This window comes from Tessaracoccus lubricantis (assembly GCF_039544535.1).
In the GTDB taxonomy this organism is placed as follows: Bacteria; Actinomycetota; Actinomycetes; order Propionibacteriales; family Propionibacteriaceae; genus Arachnia; species Arachnia lubricantis.
Map to the genome: position 1 here is coordinate 39,682 of NZ_BAABLV010000044.1, position 16,850 is coordinate 56,531.

At 68.3% G+C, this 16,850-nt stretch carries 15 protein-coding genes; 9 read left to right on the forward strand and 6 right to left on the reverse strand.

All coding sequences use genetic code 11. The annotated features are described in order from the left end of the window. Window positions 1-41: 41 nt before the first annotated feature. From ABEA30_RS14955 to pyrR, 4 genes are all read right to left on the reverse strand, one after another. On the reverse strand, window positions 42-395 hold the full coding sequence (locus ABEA30_RS14955) for a beta-galactosidase (RefSeq protein ID WP_345584267.1): 354 nt from the start codon (window positions 393-395) through the stop codon (window positions 42-44). A gap of 188 nt (window positions 396-583) precedes the next feature. After that, complete coding sequence (locus tag ABEA30_RS14960; RefSeq protein WP_345584269.1) at window positions 584-1,858, reverse strand: dihydroorotase; 1,275 nt, start codon at window positions 1,856-1,858, stop codon at window positions 584-586. 3 nt (window positions 1,859-1,861) lie between these two features. Continuing rightward, complete coding sequence (locus ABEA30_RS14965) at window positions 1,862-2,791, reverse strand: aspartate carbamoyltransferase catalytic subunit (protein ID WP_345584271.1); 930 nt, start codon at window positions 2,789-2,791, stop codon at window positions 1,862-1,864. Beyond that, on the reverse strand, window positions 2,788-3,321 hold the full coding sequence (pyrR, locus tag ABEA30_RS14970; RefSeq protein WP_345584273.1) for a bifunctional pyr operon transcriptional regulator/uracil phosphoribosyltransferase PyrR: 534 nt from the start codon (window positions 3,319-3,321) through the stop codon (window positions 2,788-2,790). Before pyrR ends, ABEA30_RS14965 begins: the two co-directional genes overlap by 4 nt. Window positions 3,322-3,399: 78 nt before the next feature. Between pyrR and ABEA30_RS14975 the strand changes: the two genes are divergently transcribed. Then, on the forward strand, window positions 3,400-3,609 hold the full coding sequence (locus ABEA30_RS14975) for a hypothetical protein (RefSeq protein WP_076060554.1): 210 nt from the start codon (window positions 3,400-3,402) through the stop codon (window positions 3,607-3,609). A gap of 61 nt (window positions 3,610-3,670) precedes the next feature. Here the strand turns inward: ABEA30_RS14975 and pepN are convergent, their stop codons facing one another. Next, the gene (gene pepN / locus ABEA30_RS14980; RefSeq protein WP_345584276.1) at window positions 3,671-6,265 is read right to left on the reverse strand and encodes an aminopeptidase N; all 2,595 of its coding nucleotides are present in this window, start codon (window positions 6,263-6,265) and stop codon (window positions 3,671-3,673) included. Between the two features lie 163 nt (window positions 6,266-6,428). On the opposite strand from pepN, the gene ligA reads away from it, so the two are divergent. Continuing rightward, on the forward strand, window positions 6,429-8,513 hold the full coding sequence (gene ligA, locus ABEA30_RS14985; RefSeq protein ID WP_345584278.1) for an NAD-dependent DNA ligase LigA: 2,085 nt from the start codon (window positions 6,429-6,431) through the stop codon (window positions 8,511-8,513). Between the two features lie 7 nt (window positions 8,514-8,520). Continuing rightward, window positions 8,521-8,967 carry a ribose-5-phosphate isomerase gene (locus tag ABEA30_RS14990; protein WP_182764388.1) on the forward strand — a complete coding sequence of 149 codons (447 nt, stop codon included), beginning with the start codon at window positions 8,521-8,523 and terminating at the stop codon, window positions 8,965-8,967. Between the two features lie 119 nt (window positions 8,968-9,086). On the opposite strand, the gene ABEA30_RS14995 is transcribed toward ABEA30_RS14990, so the two are convergent. After that, window positions 9,087-9,248 carry a hypothetical protein gene (locus ABEA30_RS14995; RefSeq protein WP_182764387.1) on the reverse strand — a complete coding sequence of 54 codons (162 nt, stop codon included), beginning with the start codon at window positions 9,246-9,248 and terminating at the stop codon, window positions 9,087-9,089. A gap of 32 nt (window positions 9,249-9,280) precedes the next feature. On the opposite strand from ABEA30_RS14995, the gene ABEA30_RS15000 reads away from it, so the two are divergent. From ABEA30_RS15000 to ABEA30_RS15025, 6 genes are all read left to right on the forward strand, one after another. Continuing rightward, a complete protein-coding gene (locus ABEA30_RS15000) occupies window positions 9,281-10,108 on the forward strand; it encodes an Fpg/Nei family DNA glycosylase (RefSeq protein WP_345584282.1) in 828 nt (275 codons plus the stop codon). A 58-nt stretch (window positions 10,109-10,166) separates the two neighbouring features. Beyond that, window positions 10,167-10,880, forward strand: a complete 714-nt coding sequence (locus ABEA30_RS15005; RefSeq protein WP_345584284.1) for an HAD family hydrolase — start codon at window positions 10,167-10,169, stop codon at window positions 10,878-10,880. Next, a complete protein-coding gene (locus tag ABEA30_RS15010) occupies window positions 10,877-13,384 on the forward strand; it encodes a glycoside hydrolase family 65 protein (RefSeq protein WP_345584286.1) in 2,508 nt (835 codons plus the stop codon). The genes ABEA30_RS15005 and ABEA30_RS15010 overlap by 4 nt, the downstream gene beginning before the upstream one ends. Continuing rightward, window positions 13,381-14,676 (forward strand): hypothetical protein, encoded by a 1,296-nt coding sequence (locus ABEA30_RS15015; RefSeq protein WP_345584288.1) that lies wholly within the window; start codon window positions 13,381-13,383, stop codon window positions 14,674-14,676. Before ABEA30_RS15010 ends, ABEA30_RS15015 begins: the two co-directional genes overlap by 4 nt. 224 nt (window positions 14,677-14,900) lie before the next feature. Continuing rightward, window positions 14,901-16,127, forward strand: coding sequence for a sensor histidine kinase (locus tag ABEA30_RS15020; RefSeq protein ID WP_345584290.1), 1,227 nt, complete (start codon window positions 14,901-14,903; stop codon window positions 16,125-16,127). After that, a complete protein-coding gene (locus ABEA30_RS15025; protein WP_345584292.1) occupies window positions 16,124-16,744 on the forward strand; it encodes a response regulator transcription factor in 621 nt (206 codons plus the stop codon). Before ABEA30_RS15020 ends, ABEA30_RS15025 begins: the two co-directional genes overlap by 4 nt. The last annotated feature ends 106 nt before the right edge of the window (window positions 16,745-16,850 follow it).

Consider the following 16,850-nt stretch of genomic DNA (forward strand, 5'->3'; position numbering starts at 1 on the left):
CTCACCCGTGCGAGCTTGATCACGGAATGATTACGGATCTCTCACCTTAACCGTTCAATTAGTCGTTCGCTATGAGCGTTGACGCGTGCGATGTCGGAGTATGGAGTGGTGGAATCCCAGAAGAAATAGAGAGACACTGCGTTGAAGCCCGCAGCGCGCAGCTTCTGGAAGACGTCACGCCATCCGTCCTCGTGCGGCACCCGCCAATGGTGGAGTTCGCCGGACCAGATGACGAGGCGCTCTCCGTCGATCTTGAACGAATGGCCGTCCCAGGAGACGGCATGTTCCTGGCCATCGTTGCCGGGGAACGTGATCTTGTTGCCCTGGTGGGCGGGCGGGTCGACGGCCTTCGCCGTGCCGGGTGCTACGAAGCCGGTGATCGCGAGGGCGATCACGGCGAGGATGGCAAGAAACTCTTCTTGACAAGCGGTTATTCACGCTGGGGGCCTTCCGTGCGACAGTGCAGGTGTGGTGAGTGTCGCAAGGCGGAGCGTTCAGTAGCAGAGAATTCTGACGATCACGCGTTCTCAACGAGCGTTTGAGAACGCCCCGGCCGGATCAGGCCCCCCAGCGCGGGGACCCCTCAGGAATCGGTGCGCGCGAAAGTCTGGCGACCCCTCAGGAAGGTGGCCTCCACAGGGTCCGGCAGGGTGCGTCCGTGGTACGGGTTGTTGCGGCTCAGCGACCTCGACTGAGCCCTGTCCACCGTCGCGGTCCGATCAGGGTTGACCAGCACGATGTTGGCGGGCTCGCCCACCCGGAGCGGGCGCCCCTGATCCGCCAGGGACGCCAGCCGGGCGGGAGCGTGGCTCATCCGCTCGGCCACCTGGGCCCAGGTGAGACGCCCCGGCTTGACCATGGTCTCGATGACGACGGACAGCGCCTGCTCCAGACCCAGCATGCCGGGCCTGGCGTCGACGAAGGCATGGTCCTTGTCCTGCGGCGCATGGGGCGCATGGTCCGTGCCCACCACGTCGATGGTGCCGTCCTCCAGCGCGGCGCGCAGGGCTTCGATGTGCTCGGGGGTGCGCAACGGCGGGTTCACCTTGTAGACGGTGTCGTAGCCGGTGAGTTCCTCGGTGCCCAGCAGCAGGTGGTGGGGCGTGACTTCAGCCGTGATCTGCACGCCGCGCTGCTTGGCCCACCGCACCACTTCGACGCCCTCGGCGGTGGTGATGTGGCACACGTGCAGCCGGGAACCGGTGGCCTCAGCCAGCATGGCGTCGCGGGCGATGATCGTCGACTCCGCTACGGGCGGCCAGCCGCCCAGGCCGAGGCGCCCGGACAACTCGCCCTCGTGGCAGCAGGCGCCGGGGCCGGCCAGGAACGAATCCTGCGAGTGCTGAGCGACCACGCCGTTGAAGGGGCGCACCCACTCCAGCGCGCGGCGCATGAGTTGGGGGTTCATCAGGCACATGCCGTCGTCGGAGAACATCGTCACGCGGGCGCGGGAGCGGTTCATCAGGCCCAGTTCGGCGAGTTCCTCTCCCTTGAGGCCCTTGGAGATGGCGCCGATCACGACGACGTCCACCAGGCCGGCGTTGAGGCCCAGGTCGAGCACGTGCTCGGCCTTCTCTGCTGTGTCGGTGACGGGCTGGGTGTTCGCCATGGCGCACACTGCCGTGAACCCGCCGCGCGCGGCGGCCTCAGTGCCGCTCAGCACCGTTTCGGCGTCTTCACGGCCCGGCTCACGCAGGTGGGTGTGGGGATCGACGAGGCCCGGCAGCGCGATGAGCCCGTGGCAGTCCACGATCCGCGCGTCGGCCGGTGCTGACTCGGTGATCACGCCGTTGGCAAGGTGGAGGTCGGTGCGGGTGCCGTCCGGCAGTTGCACCCCGTGGAGCGTGGTGGCGGTCATCTACTACTTTTCCTCTCCGGCAAGCAGGTGGTAGAGCACGCTCATCCGCACCGCGACACCGGCCGAGACCTGGTCGAGGATGATCGAGCGCGCGGCGTCGGCGGCCGCTGACGAGATTTCGAGGCCCCTGTTCATCGGGCCGGGGTGTGCGATGCAGGCGCCGTCCTTCAGCATCCTGAGGCGGCGGGGTGTGAGGCCGTAGGCGTCGATGTACTCGCGCTCGGACGGGAAGAACCCACCCTGCATGCGCTCGCGCTGGACGCGCAGCATCATGGCGACGTCCACTTCCGGCAGCACCTCGTCGAAGGTGGCGGTGGTCTCGACGCCCCACGTCTCCACGCCGGGCGGCATCAGCGTCGGGGGAGCCACCAGCACGACGCTGGCGCCCACCTTCTCCCACAGAAGCACGTTGGAGCGCACCACGCGGGAGTGCAGCAGGTCGCCGGTGATGGCGATGCGCTTGCCCGACAGGTCGCCCAGGTCGTTGGCGCGCAGGTGCCGACGGATCGCGTGGGCGTCCAGGAGCGCCTGGGTGGGGTGTTCGTGCATGCCGTCGCCGGCGTTGATCATCGACGCGCGGACCCAGCCGGCCGCCTGCGCCACCGAGCCGGAGCCGGCGTGCCGCATCACGATGGCGTCGACGCTCATGGCGTCGAGGGTCTGCAGCGTGTCCTTCATGGACTCGCCCTTGGACACCGACGACCCCTTGGCCGCGACGTTGATGGAATCTGCCGACAGCCATTTGGCCGCCAACTCGAAGGACGAGCGGGTGCGCGTCGAGTCCTCGAAGAACAGGTTGACGATGGTGCGGCCGCGCAGGGCGGGCAGCTTCTTGATGGGGCGTGACTGGATGTCGTGCATTTCCTCGGCTGTGTCGAGGATGGTCCAGATCTCCTCTTCGCTGAGATCGGCGATGCCGAGGAGATGCTTCACTGGCCGCTCCGTTCGATGGTGATGAGGTCCTGACCGTCGGTCTCGGTGAGGTTCACGCGGACCCGTTCGTCGCGGGCCGTCGGGATGAGTTTGCCGACGATGTCCGCCTGGATGGGCAGGTCGCGTCCACCGCGGTCGATGAGCGCCACCAGTTGGATGGCGCGTGGCCGGCCCAGGTCTGCCAGTGCGAGCAGCGCGGCCTGGATGGTGCGTCCGGAGAACAGCACGTCGTCCACCAGCACCACGACCTTGCCGTCGATCTCCTCCGGCAGGACGGTGGGGCTGGGCATGCGGGTGGGGTTGCGGCGCAGGTCGTCGCGGTACATCGTGATGTCGAGTTGGCCGACAGGGATGGCGTGCCCCTGCGCCTCGGCGATGGCGGCGATCCGCTCCGCCAGAGGGGCGCCCCGGGTGATGATGCCCAACAGGATCACGTCATCACTGCCGTGGTTCTTCTCGAGGATCTCGTGCGTCATTCGGTTCAACGCCCACTGCATCTCGTCGCCATCTACTACGGCGCGTGGCTCCATGGTTTCCTCCCGTGGTCGGCTCAATCTACCGTACGGACTGACTCCTCTCACACGCCAGTTCCGTATAGAGTGCCTGCCATGAACCTGCTCCCACTCGAGGTCCTTCCGGGCTGGCCCCAGCCGGAGCCCGTCTCTGACATGCTCCTGATGTTCCTGATGGTGCTAGGCCCGCTGGGCTTCGGCGTCATCGTGGCTCTGCTCTACTTCGGCCCCAAGCTGGCGCGCGAACGCCGCGAGCGCGAGCTGAAGGCCAGCAGCACCGAACTGGAGAACACCCGTCCGAACTGACCGCACCTGAACGACGAAAGGGCCGCCGGGCATTGTTGCCCGGCGGCCCTTTCGTCGTTGTTCAGGACGCGTCGAGGCGGCTGCGCTCCTGGGCCCTCAGCGAGCGGCGTGCCTCGTCGAGGCGTTCAGTGACGGAGCGGCGGACCTGTTCGCTGGGCTCGTTGTCGTCGAGCCACGCCTGGATGGTGGCCACCAGTGACTCCGTCACCAGCGGCGTCGGGAACAGCCAACGCAGCGCGGTGCCGACGGTGGCGTAGCCCCTGTCGGCCCACGTGCCCTCGCGGCGCGAGATGCGGCGGAGCAGATCGAGGTAGGCGGCCGGATAGGGCTCCAGCACCTCGTCCTGGCCGTAGCGCCAGAAGCCCATGCAGATGGACCGGTGGGTCTCGTTGGGCACGTCCGGGTCGTCCGTGGCCAGCGCCCACGCCTGCGACTTGGAGTCCACGTCAGGGAGCGCGGCACCCGCGCCGGCGGCCTGTTCGGCGCCGGCGGAGGTGTTGTCGCGGTCCAGTTCGGCGGAGATCTCGTCGTGGCCGATGGCGCCCAGCTTGGCCAGGGCCGCCGTGATCGCCCACCGCATGCCGGTGTCGATGGCCAGGCCCTCGGGCACCTCTTCACCGTTGAGCCACCCGCGGATCAGTTCGATGCCCTCTGCGGAGCGCACATTCCCGATGAGCGCCTTGGCGATCAGCACCTGCTTGTCGGAGCCGGGCTCGGTCTCTTTGAGGAGCTGCGCGAGGCCCGCCACCCAGCGGGTGTTGAGGTCGTCGCGCAGTTCCGGCGCCGTGAACGCGAGGGCGGCGTTGCTGGCCTGCGCGAGCAGCGTCGAGGCGCCTGCCATGTCGTTCTCCGAGGGGAGCGCGGCCTGCACCAGGCGCTTGTACTGCTGTGCCGGGAACTCCGCGTCGCGCGTCATCTCCCAGAAGGCGGTGAGCGAGACGGCGCGGGCCAGGGGATCTGTCAGCGCGCCGATGTGCTCCACGAGCGCGGCGGACGAGTCGTCGTCGAAGCGGACCTTGGCGTAGGTGAGGTCGCCGTCGTTGAGGAGCACCACGTCGCCGCGGTGCACCCCCACCAGGTCCTCGATGGCGGTGCGCTCGCCGTCGACATCGGTCTCGACGTAGTGGCTGCGGGTGAGCAGGCCGTCCTCACCGAGGGCGTAGATGCCGATGCCCAGGCGGTGCGTCCGCAGCGTCGGCCAGTCCGGGTGGGCGGTCTGCACCACGTCGAAGCGCGTGAAGCGGCCCTCGTCGTCCAGGTCGAAGCTGGGGGCCAGCGTGTTGACGCCTGCCGTCTCCAGCCACTGGGCGGAGAACCACGACAGGTCGCGGCCGGAGGCCGCTTCCAGCTCGACGAGGAGGTCCGAGAGCTCGGTGTTGCCCCACGCGTGCTTCTGGAAGTACTCGTGCACGCCGGCCAGGAACGCCTCGCGGCCGACGATGGAGACCAGCAGCTTCAGGACGGAGGCGCCCTTGGCATAGGTGATGCCATCGAAGTTCTGCTCGACCTTCTCGAGGTCGCTCATGTCGGCGGCGATGGGGTGCGTCGTGGAGAGCTGGTCCTGCAGGTAGGCCCAGGCCTTGCGCTCGTTACTGAACGACGCCCAGGAGTTGGTGCCGGTGTCGTAGCGCTTCGAGATCTCGTCGTTGGCGTAGTGCGAGGCCCATTCGGCGAAGGATTCGTTGAGCCACAGGTCGTTCCACCAGCGCATGGTGACGAGGTCGCCGAACCACATGTGGGCCAGTTCGTGGAGGATCGTGTTGTCGCGGGCGTCCAGTTCCCGCGAGGTCACCCGCGAGCGGAACAGGTACTCGTCGCGGAAGGTGACGCAGCCGGCGTTCTCCATGGCCCCGGCGTTGAACTCCGGCACGAAGATCTGGTCGTAGGTGGAGAAGGGGTAGGGCACGCCGAAGGAGTCCTCGAAGACCTCGAAGCCGCGCTGCGTGGTGGTGAGGATGCGGTCCGCGTCCAGGTACTGGGCCAGCGACCGGCGGCATGCCACCGACGCCGGGATCTCCTTGCCGTCGGTGGTGATGGTGCCCTCCACCACGTGGAACTCGCCGCAGACCAGCGCGGTGATGTAGGTGGCAACCGGCGGCGTGGGCTCGTGCTCGAAGCGGCCGAAACCGTCGCCGATGTCGTGCGGCTCCACGCGGGCGGAGTTGGTGAACACCACCCATTCGCTGGGGGCCAGCACGGTCAGCTGGAAGGTGGCCTTCTGGTCCGGCTGCTCGGCGTTGGCGAACATGCGGCGCGCGTCGGCCGTCTCGAACTGGGTGTAGAGGTACACCGCGTCGTCGGCGGGGTCCACGAAACGGTGCAGGCCCTCGCCGGTGTTGGAGTAGCGACACGTGGCCACGACCTGCACCTCGTGCCTGCCCTCCTCCAGCTCGGGGAGGGGGAGGCGGTAGCCGTCGAAGGACGAGGTGTCGAACGCCTCACCGTCGAGGGTGGCCTCACGCACGTCGTCGGCGATGAGGTCGAGGTAGGTCGAGCCGCCCGCCGAGGAGAAGGTGAGCTGCGTGGTCGAGACGAACTGCCTGGCGGGCTGTTCGACCTCACGACCGGTGAGGTCGACGAGAACACGGTAGGCCTCGGTGGTCATGATCTGGGACCGTGCGACGGCCTCGTCGCGCGTGATGTTCGCCGTAGCCATGGGGTGTCTATTCTCCTGTGTCGATGTTGTCCGCCCTCATCAGGGTTTCCTGCATTCTTCTACTGAACTGCCGAGAGCGGTGGGATTTGGGCTCTCCTGGGAGCAAATGATTCCCCCACCGTAGATCTGGGCGGTGTCACCAGCGTATGCAACGATAAAACGCATGAGCGAAGAGAGCAGGGCCGGGGTGGAATCCCCGCAGTTGCGCCGCCAGTGGACTGACCTCAACACGCGCCTGACCGAGGCCCAGGAGGCCTACTACGGGGCTGATTCGCCCACCATGTCGGACGCGGAGTACGACGAGACGATGCGTGAGCTCCAGGCGCTCGAGGACGCCCACCCGTCGCTGGTCTCGCCTGATTCCGTCACCCAGCGCGTGGGCACCGCGCGGATCACGGACTTCAAGCCCGTGGAGCACCGCCGTCGCCTGCTCAGCCTCGACAACGTGTTCTCGGACGAGGAACTCACCGGCTGGCTCAACCGCACCCCGGCAGACCGCTACCTGTGCGAGCTGAAGATCGACGGGCTCGCCGTCAACCTCCTCTACCTCGACGGCCGCCTGAGTGTCGCGGCCACGCGCGGCGACGGGCGCGTGGGCGAAGATGTCACACCCAACGTGGAAACTATCAAGGGCATCCCGCGGCGGCTGAAGGGCGCGGCCCCGGCCGTGCTGGAGGTACGCGGCGAGGTCTTCTTCCCCGTCGCCGGTTTCGAGCGGCTCAACGAGGCGCTGGTCCAGGACGGCAAGGCGCCCTTCGCCAACCCGCGCAACGCCGCGGCGGGTTCGCTGCGCCAGAAGAACCCCGCGGTGAGCGCCTCGCGCCCGCTGCAGATGATCGTGCACGGCATCGGCGTCGTGGAGGGGGCCGCCTTCGAGTCGCAGTCAGAAGCCTACGAGCAGTTGAAGGAGTGGGGCCTGCCGGTGTCCCCGGCTTACAAGGTGCTGGAATCGCGGGCGGAGGTGGCGGAGTATGTCGCCTACTATGGCGAACACCGCCACGGCCTGACCCACGAGATCGACGGCGTCGTGGTGAAGGTGGACAAGCTCTCGGAGCAGGACCGGTTGGGGGCCACGTCGAGGGCTCCTCGCTGGGCCATCGCGTACAAGTACCCGCCGGAGGAGGTCAACACCAAGCTCCTCGACATCCGGGTCAACGTGGGCCGCACGGGGCGCGTCACCCCGTACGGGATCATGGAGCCCGTCTTCGTCAGTGGCTCGACGGTGGAGATGGCCACGCTCCACAACCCGTTCGAGGTAGAGCGCAAGGGCGTGCTCATCGGCGACACCGTCGTGCTCCGGAAGGCCGGCGACGTCATCCCGGAGATCGTCGCGCCCGTCGTGGCGCTGCGCGACGGCTCGGAGCGGCCGTTCGTGATGCCCACCCACTGCCCGTCCTGCGGCACCGAACTGCGGCCGGAGAAGGAGGGCGACAAGGACATCCGGTGCCCCAACTCCCGCACCTGCCCCAGCCAGCTCCGGGAACGTCTGTTCAGCCTGGCGTCCCGTGGCGCGTTCGACATCGAGGCGCTCGGCGAGAAGGGCGCCAACGCGCTGCTCAGCGCCGGTCTGCTGACGGACGAAGGCGGCCTCTTCGACCTGACGGTCGAAGACCTGCTCGCCACGGATTTCTACACGAGGCTGGCCAAGCCCGCAGACGCCGACGCGCCCTGCCGCAACGGCCGCGTGTTGTCGACGGTGGGGGAGAAGCTCCTCGCCAACCTCGAGGCCGTCAAGACCCAGCCCCTCTGGCGCGTCCTGGTGGCCTTGTCCATCAGGCACGTCGGCCCCACGGCCGCCCGCTCGCTGGCCGCCAGGTTCGCGTCGCTCGACGCCATCCGCGCCGCCTCGCTGGAGGAGCTCGCCTCGACGGAGGGCGTGGGCGGGGTGATCGCGGAGTCGGTGAAGAACTGGTTCGACGTGGACTGGCACGTCGCCATCGTCGACACGTGGGCGGCCGCCGGGGTCCGGATGGCTGACGAGGTGGACGAGTCACAGCCCCGCACACTGGAGGGCGTCACGGTGGTGGTGACCGGCTCGCTGGAGGGCTTCACCCGGGACGGCGCGAAGGAGGCCATCATCAGCCGCGGGGGCAAGGCCGCGGGCTCGGTGAGCAAGAACACCGACTACGTCGTGGTGGGCGCCAACGCGGGCACGAAGGCCGCCAAGGCGGAGGAGCTTGGGCTGCCCATCCTGGACGAGGCCGGATTCGTCACCCTGTTGAGCAGCGGCCCCGCAGGGCTGGGATAGTTGACCCATGCGAATCCACATTGCCACTGACCACGCGGCCTTCGAGTTGAAGAACTACCTCGTCGAGCGGCTTCAGGAGGACGGCTTCGAGGTCGTCGACCACGGCGCGCACGAGTACGACGCGCTGGACGACTACCCTCCCTTCGTCATCCCCTGTGCAGAGGCAGTCGTCGCGGAGGACGGTTCCCTGGGCGTCGTGCTGGGCGGCTCCGGCAACGGTGAGCAGATCGCGGCCAACAAGGTGAAGGGTGTGCGCGCGGCGCTGGCCTACAACGTGGAGTTGGCCAGGCTGGCGCGCGAGCACAATGACGCCAACGTCATCTCACTGGGCGGCCGGATGCAGTCGCTGGAAGAGTCCTACGACATCGTCAAGACCTTCGTCACCACGCAGTTCCCGGGGGAGGACCGGCATCAGCGCCGCATCGACCTCATTTCGGAATACGAGAACCGCTGAGCCTTAGAGAGTGCGCCCTTGGTCGGGTCGTTCGGAGACATGAGCAGAGTCTATGCGCAGTTTGCCCAGGAACCTCGGGCGTCCATCTGTGCGGACGCCCTAGTCACACCGTTGATCGCTCAACTTCCCTGGGCGTTGCGGTTCCGGAGCCGCTGGTGCTTCTGCTGGTCCTCGGTGCTGCGGTCCCGACGCGGGAGCAGCTTGGCCCGAAGGGCCCGCTCCCGGTCCACCAGGCCGGACACGCCGTCGCGCCCGAACTCACGCCGCTGCTCTTCGCTCATGGGCCGAGTCTACGGACGGCTAAGGTGGCGAAATGCCTGAGGGTCACGTCATTCACCGGCTCGCTTCCGAATACACCGCCACCTTCGGCGGGGTCGAGGTCTCCGTCACCTCCCCGCAGGGCCGTTTCGACGCGACACCGCTCGACGGCTCCGTGTTCAACCACGGGGAAGCCGTCGGCAAGCACCTCTTCCTCGACTTCGCCACGGGCGACGTCGTGCACATCCACCTGGGGTTGATCGGCAAGATCCGCTTCGAGCCCCTGGCCCCACCTGTCGGCGAGGTGCGGCTGCGCCTCCACAACGGCGTCACCGTCGCAGATCTGCGGGGGCCGCAATGGTGCCGCATCATCACCCCGGAGGAGCGCGACGCGGTGGTCGCCTCGAGCGGTCCCGATCCGCTGCGCGCTGACGCCGAGCCGTCGCGGGGGTACGAACGAGTACGACGCTCCGGCAAGCCGATCGCCGCCCTGTTGATGGACCAGCGCATCGCCGCCGGAGTGGGCAACATCTTCCGCGCGGAGGTGCTCTACCGGCACCGCCTCGACCCCGCGATACCCGGCCGTGACATCGACCGCCGCACCTGGGACGCCATCTGGGCGGATCTGGTCGAGCTGATGCACTACGCCGTCGGCGCCGGCCGCATCGACACGGTGCGCGAGGAGCACGGCCCGGAGGCCCAGGGCCGCGACCCGCGGGTCGACCGGCACGGCGGGGAGGTCTACGTCTATCGCCGGGCCGGGCAGCCGTGCCTGGTCTGCGGCTCCGAGATCCGCACCGCCATGCTGGAGGGTCGCAACATGTACTGGTGCGGTCGCTGTCAGCGCCGGAAGCGGGTCGGTCGCTCAGCACCGGCGCGGTAAATACCGGGACCGGCCTCGCATCCGCTCGGCGGCCGCCAGCGCCGCATAGGGTGGGCCCATGGAGTGGAGCGACTACCAAGCAGTCCTGTTCGACCTCGATGGAGTGATCACCCCAACCGCTGAGGTGCACATGCACGCGTGGGCCGACATGTTCAACGGCTTCCTCAGTACTCGCAGCGGCCAGTTGCCGTACACCGACGACGACTACTTCGCCTTCGTGGACGGTAAACCGCGCTACGACGGGGTGCGCGACTTCCTCCTGTCCCGCGGCATCGTGTTGCCGGAGGGTCGGCCGACAGACGACCCGAGCCAGCTGACGGTGTGCGGGCTCGGCAACCGGAAGAACGAAGCCTTCAACACCATCATCGAGCGCGACGGCGTGGCCCCCTATCCCGGCTCGAAACTCCTGGTCGAGCAGCTCGCGGCCGGCGGTTTCAAGCTCGCGGTCGTGTCGTCGTCGAAGAATGCGCCGGCCATCCTCCGCGCCGCGGGGCTCGCCCCCTACTTCCCCGTGGTGATGGACGGCAACGTCGCCACCCAGGCCAACATCGCCGGCAAGCCGGCTCCGGACACCTTCATCCACGCCGCCCAGATGCTCGGCGTGCCCACCCGCAACGCCGTCGTCGTGGAGGACGCGATCTCCGGCGTGGCCGCGGGCGCGGCGGGAGATTTCGGCCTCGTCATCGGTGTCGACCGCGGCGTCGGGCACGAGGCGCTGCTCATCGCGGGCGCCGACCTCGTCGTCGACGACCTCCGGGAGCTTGCGGCATGAAGACCCGCGAGATCATCACCGACCCGATGAACCGCTCGCGCTTCCCGGTGGACCCGTGGCGGTTGGTGGAGGTGGAACCCAGCGCCCATGACGTGGGCACCACGGAGTCGCTCTTCGCCGTCGGCAACGGCTACCTCGGCATGCGCGGGAACCCTGAGGAGGGGCGCGTCAGCTACGCCAACGGCACGTTCATCAACGGCTTCCACGAAACGTGGCCCATCGAGCACGCCGAGGCCGCCTACGGGTTCGCCCACACCGGCCAGACGATCGTCAACGTTCCGGACGCCAAGCTGCTCAAGGTCTATGTCGACGACGAGCCGCTGACGCTCACGGTGGCAGACCTCGACGACTACGAGCGGGTCCTCGACCTGCGCTCCGGCTGCCTCAACCGCAAGGTGGTGTGGCGCACGCCGTCAGGGAAGGTGGTGGAGATCAGGAGCAGCCGCATGGTCTCGTTCACCGACCGTCACCTTGCCCTCATGCAGATCGAGATCACACTGCTTGAGGGTGGTGAAGCCCCCATTGTGGTCAGCTCGCAGATCGTCAACCGGCAGGACGGGTACTCCGATTACCGGGCGACCGAGCAGGCGGAGGGCTTCGACCCGCGGCGCACGAGCAAGTTCCAAGAGCGGGTGCTCAACCCGGAACTCAACTGGAGCAAGGGCGATCGCATGATGCTCGGCTTCCAGACCGCGCGCTCCGGCATGACGCTCGCGGTGGCGGCAGACCACTACCTGGAGACGGAGAACCGGTACGAGGCGGTGATCTCCACCACCGAAGACGTGGGCAAGCAGGTGTACCGCTTCGACGCGAAGCAGGGCGAGCCGATCAGGATCTCGAAGGCCGCGGTCTACCACAGCTCGCGTGGGGTGCCGGTGGCCGAACTGTCGGACCGCTGTCGCCGCACGCTCGACCGCGTCCGCGACAAGGGTTTCGACTACTTCTACGACCAGCAGCGGCACTGGCTGGACAACTTCTGGCGCGACTCCGACGTGGTCGTCGAGGGTCAGCCGGCCATCCAGCAGGCCGTGCGCTGGTGCCTCTTCCAACTGGCGCAGGCGTCGGCCCGCGCGGACCAGTTGGGCATCCCCGCCAAAGGCGTGACAGGCTCAGGCTACGAGGGCCACTACTTCTGGGACACGGAGATCTACCTACTGCCGTTCCTCACATACACCTCGCCGCGGGCGGCCCGCAACGCGCTGCGCTCCAGGGTGATCATGCTGCCGCAGGCCCGCGAAAGGGCGGGTGTGCTGTCGCAACGCGGCGCGCTGTTCCCGTGGCGCACCATCAACGGGGAGGAGGCGTCGGCGTACTATGCGGCCGGAACCGCCCAGTACCATATCGACGCCGACGTGGCCTTCGCCTTCGAGAAGTACCGCGACATCACCGGCGACCAGGCCTTCATGTACCGCGACGGTGCCGCCGTGCTGGTGGAGACCGCCCGCATGTGGGCTGACCTCGGTTTCTGGCGCACCGACGCCGAGGGCGCGCACAGGTTCCACATCCACGGCGTCACGGGACCGGACGAGTACACGGCCGTGGTCAACAACAACCTCTACACCAACGTCATGGCCCGCGCGAACCTCAACTACGCGGTCTCCCTCATCCGCGAGATGCGCCACATGGACGAGGCGGCGTACCAGCGCGTGGTGGAGGACCTGGGCCTGACCGACGACGAGGTGCTCGAGTGGGAGGCCTGCGCCAAGGGCATGGTGATCCCCTTCGACGAGACGTTCGGGATCAACCCGCAGGACGAGAAGTTCCTCTACTCGGAGATGTGGGACCTGGAGAACACCCCTGACAACAAGCGGCCGCTGCTGCTGAACTACCACCCGCTGGTGATCTACCGGTTCCAGGTGTTGAAGCAGGCCGACGTGGTGCTGGCGATGTTCCTCCAGGGTGACCAGTTCACGGCGGAGCAGAAGAAGGCGAACTTCGAGTACTACGACCCCATCACCACTGGCGACTCCACCCTCTCCAGCGTGGTGCAGTCCATCCTCGCGGCGGAGGTGGGGTACCAGGACATGGCCATGGAGTACTTCACGTCCGGGCTGTTCGTGGATCTCGCGGACCTGCACTCCAACGCCCGCGACGGCGTACACATCGCGTCGACCGCCGGCGTGTGGAAGGCGCTCGTGCACGGCTTCGGCGGCTTGCGCGACCACGACGGGCAACTCACGTTCGACCCACGCCTGCCCCAGGACTGGCCGTCGCTGACCTTCTCCATCACCGTGCACGGGTCGCGCCTGCGCGTGCGCCTGGAGCGCACCTCGATCGCCTTCGACGTGGAGGAGGGCGGACCGGTCGAACTGGCCGTGCGCGGGAGGCCGTTGACGGTGCTGCCCGGAAGTCCGGTGGCGGTGCCGCTCGACGGGCAGGGCCCCCTCCTGCCATCGTTGGAGGGGAGTCACCCTCTGGTGGGCGGGCGTCGCAAGGACGGTTCCGTCGTCCAGGCGGTGGTTCCGGAATCGCACCCGCAGGAGATCGCCGAGGAGACATCATGAGCCTGGAACTCACAGGGGTCGCCAGCGAACACTTCGAGACGCGCCCCAGGGCGGACGGTTTCGAGATGAGCGGGGACGGCCGGCTGCGTCACCTGAGCGTCGAATTCGGTGACGGCTGGACCCTGCTCGACGACACCGTCGACGACGCGGGGGCCGAGCTGCGGCACACGTCGGGCGTGACCGGCTCCGTGCGGCTGTCGTCGGGGCCCCGCCTGCGGCTGCAGGTCAACCTCACCTCGGAGATCGACGACACCGTCACCGTCCCGGGCCCCCTGCTGCGGGTGGTGGGGGAGCAGGACCCCATCTGCTGGCTTGCCGAGGCGTCTGGCGAGATCGTCCTCCCGTCGGAACACGGCCCTGGGCTGCTCACGCAGCGACGCGGGCTGTGCAGCGACGGCCCCGAGCCGGGCACCGCATACCTCCTGGAGGCGGAGCCGCTGCTACGGCCGAAGAGCATCCTTTCGTCGGCATGGACCTATGAGGCCCTCGAGGGCGACATCCTGGACATGCCTCTGGAACCGTCGTGGTTCCCGTTCGACCGCTATCCCGGCGTCGGGCACGGCGTCGAGTTGAGCGTCCCCGACGGCCTGGTGGTCGCCGATGAGAGCGTCCGGGTGACGGACACCGACGGCGAGTTCGAGCTGTACCCGCCGCCAGGGCTGTCGACGGTGGGGGTATGGGGCCCCGGCGGCCGGACGTTGCTGGAGATCGGCTCCCACCTCGACCCGGCGCAGCTCCGCGAGAAGCTGGCCGCTGAGCGTCTGGTGGACGACGCCTGGGCCTATGTCGCCGTGCGGCACATGATGGAGAGCTGGACCCCGGATGACTTGGTGGACCGCGTCGACTTCGTGCTCGGGCAGGTGCTCGAGAAGCCGACGGCGTGGGGCGCCGTCGCCGCGCACCTCGCCACCCAGCTCGGCCTCCCGCTGGAGCAGGAGGCGCAGGAGGCGGCCACCCAGGTGCTGTCGCGGGGCCGCGTCGACGAGGTGATCGTGCTGACGATGCACGGCATGGTGCCCATCGACCTGGCCGGCGGAGCCTGGCCGGTCGGCAACTTCCGGGAACTGGGGATCGAGGCGATGTCGCGCATCGGCTACGGCCGGGTCCGCTCGGCCGGTGCTCCGATGAGGGGCCGTGACGTGGCGGTGGCCAAGTTGTTCGCCGCAGGGCTGGGGGAGACGGAGCAGGGCCTGCGCGCCTCGTCGTGCGCGATGATGGCCGAGCACCGGCTCCTGTGCTGGCTGTCGGCGCAGCAGTCGCCGGTGGATCTGGCCTGGCTGTCCGTCGGTTGATGACAGATGTCATCCCAGAGTGGTGACATCGCCTCCTCGCGCCGCCCTCCGCCAGCACGGAGGATGGGACACGTCCATTCGTCGTCGCGGCGTCGGTGATGTTGTGCCACACGGCCCTTGGGGGCATGACCGGCTTCGCGATGATGGCCTCACTCGTCGCGCACTGTGGACTCGGCTACGGTCAGGCTGTGCGCAGGTCGCGCCCTGACCCCTGAAGGTTGTAAATGGATAGCGTTCTCGACGAAAGCCGGGCCCCGGCCCACCAACCGGCGGCGGATGGCTTGCCGTGGTACCGACGCATGGTGATGCAGGGCGGCCTGTACATCGCACCGGGTGCCGCCTTCGTCGTCATCCCCATCGTGTTTGCCTCCGGGGCGCCGCTGCACATCTGGCTGTTCGTGGTGGCGACATCCCTGTTGCTGGCGTTCCTCGTGGTGGGTTCCACCGCCATCGCCCACTGGAACGCTCGCGGCCGGTGGCTCTGGATGGCGGCGGTTCTCGGCACCGTCGGGCTGATGGCGCTGTCGCCAGGGGAGACGATGCCCATCTACCAGGTGCCCTACATCACCACCACGGCCGCCGTGCTCCTGCCGTTCCGGCACTCGCGTGTCGTGATCCTCGTGACCACCGCGGTCGCCATCCTGACGGCACTGGTCGAGCGGAACCTGCAGATCGTGGTGATGGGCGCCCTGGCGCTGGCCATGGGCCTGGTGATCGCGCTGGCGCTGGAGACGAGCCGCACCCGCGACAGGCTGCGGCTGTCGGAGCAGCGCACCGCGGTGCTGGCCGTCGCGGCCGAGCGGGAGCGGATCGGACGTGATCTCCACGACATCCTCGGGCACTCGCTGACTGCGGTGGCGGTCAAAGCGGACCTGGCAGAACGCCTGATCGACCGCGACGCCACTGCCGCCCGCGCGGAGGTGGCCGAGTTGGCCCAGATCGCCCGACAGGCGCTTTCCGACGTCCGGGCGACTGCCTCCGGGATGCGCAAGGTGCGCCTCGCGAGCGAGATCGCCTCGGCACGCTCGGTGCTGACCGCAGCCGGCATCGAGGCGGTCATCCCGACGGCCCTGCCTGCCCTGGACGACCGGACGTCGGAACTGCTCGGCTACGTGGTGCGGGAGAGTGTGACCAACGTCGTGCGGCACGCCTCAGCGTCCACCTGCACCATCTGCTACAGCGACGGGGTGCTGACTGTCTCTGACGACGGCCGTGGGATCGGCGACCGGGAGCGGAACGGCACAGGCCTGAGCGGGCTGCGCGCCCGTGTGGCGGAAAGCGGAGGACAGCTCGAGGTGGTGGCCGGCGGAGTGGGCACCACCGTGGTCGCCTTCACCGGGGCGTCCCCCATCGTGACCGACGTGTCCCTGCGGGCGTCGTGTCTGTCGAAGATCGAGTCCTACTCACAGTCCCGCAGCGGGACGCCGGCCGTGCCGGAGGGCGCCGCATGACCACGTTGCTGATCGCGGATGACCAGACGCTGATCCGGACGGCGCTGGCCACCATGCTCTCGCTGGAGGACGACCTGCAGGTGGTGGGTCAGGCCAGCACGTGCGCAGAGGTGGTGCACCGGGCGTTGGAGACGCAACCTGGGGTCATCCTCCTCGATGTGCAGATGCCCGACGGCGGGCTGGGTGTCGACGACGGCATCGAAGCCATCCCGCACGTGCTCGACGTCGCCCCCAAGAGCAGGATCATCGTGGTGACCACCTTCGGCCGGCCCGGCTACCTGCGCCGGGCACTGGAACGGGGAGCGGTGGGATTCCTGGTGAAGGACACCCCCGTCGACAGGCTTGTGGAATCCATCCGACGCGTGTCGGAGGGACTCCGCACGGTTGACCCGGAGTTGGCGGCCGCCTCGCTGAGCATCGGCCGCTCGCCGCTGACGGAGAAGGAGGCCCTGGTCCTGGCCGCCTCGGCCGGCGGCGCGAGCACGGCCCAGATAGCGCAGAGCGTCTACCTGTCCGAGGGGACGGTGCGCAACTACCTCAGCTCCACCATCGGCAAACTCGGCGCCCGCAACCGCGCCGAGGCGCTCCGCACCGCCACCGACAACGGCTGGCTCTGAGCGTGAGCAATTCGATGGGGTCACGGCACCTGTAACGCCGCGAGTTCAGGGGGTGAGTGCAACAGATCTGAAGGGGATGTGTTGTGTCGGTCGCGGAGAAGCGTGG

Bases quoted from the DNA above. Each gene is read 5' to 3' on its own strand.
- ABEA30_RS14960 (WP_345584269.1), bottom strand. From the start codon at position 1,858: ATGACCGCCACCACGCTCCACGGGGTGCAACTGCCGGACGGCACCCGC.
- pyrR (WP_345584273.1), bottom strand. From the start codon at position 3,321: ATGGAGCCACGCGCCGTAGTAGATGGCGACGAGATGCAGTGGGCGTTG.
- ABEA30_RS14975 (WP_076060554.1), top strand. From the start codon at position 3,400: ATGAACCTGCTCCCACTCGAGGTCCTTCCGGGCTGGCCCCAGCCGGAG.
- pepN (WP_345584276.1), bottom strand. From the start codon at position 6,265: ATGGCTACGGCGAACATCACGCGCGACGAGGCCGTCGCACGGTCCCAG.
- ligA (WP_345584278.1), top strand. From the start codon at position 6,429: ATGAGCGAAGAGAGCAGGGCCGGGGTGGAATCCCCGCAGTTGCGCCGC.
- ABEA30_RS14990 (WP_182764388.1), top strand. From the start codon at position 8,521: ATGCGAATCCACATTGCCACTGACCACGCGGCCTTCGAGTTGAAGAAC.
- ABEA30_RS14995 (WP_182764387.1), bottom strand. From the start codon at position 9,248: ATGAGCGAAGAGCAGCGGCGTGAGTTCGGGCGCGACGGCGTGTCCGGC.
- ABEA30_RS15000 (WP_345584282.1), top strand. From the start codon at position 9,281: ATGCCTGAGGGTCACGTCATTCACCGGCTCGCTTCCGAATACACCGCC.
- ABEA30_RS15005 (WP_345584284.1), top strand. From the start codon at position 10,167: ATGGAGTGGAGCGACTACCAAGCAGTCCTGTTCGACCTCGATGGAGTG.
- ABEA30_RS15010 (WP_345584286.1), top strand. From the start codon at position 10,877: ATGAAGACCCGCGAGATCATCACCGACCCGATGAACCGCTCGCGCTTC.
- ABEA30_RS15015 (WP_345584288.1), top strand. From the start codon at position 13,381: ATGAGCCTGGAACTCACAGGGGTCGCCAGCGAACACTTCGAGACGCGC.
- ABEA30_RS15020 (WP_345584290.1), top strand. From the start codon at position 14,901: ATGGATAGCGTTCTCGACGAAAGCCGGGCCCCGGCCCACCAACCGGCG.
- ABEA30_RS15025 (WP_345584292.1), top strand. From the start codon at position 16,124: ATGACCACGTTGCTGATCGCGGATGACCAGACGCTGATCCGGACGGCG.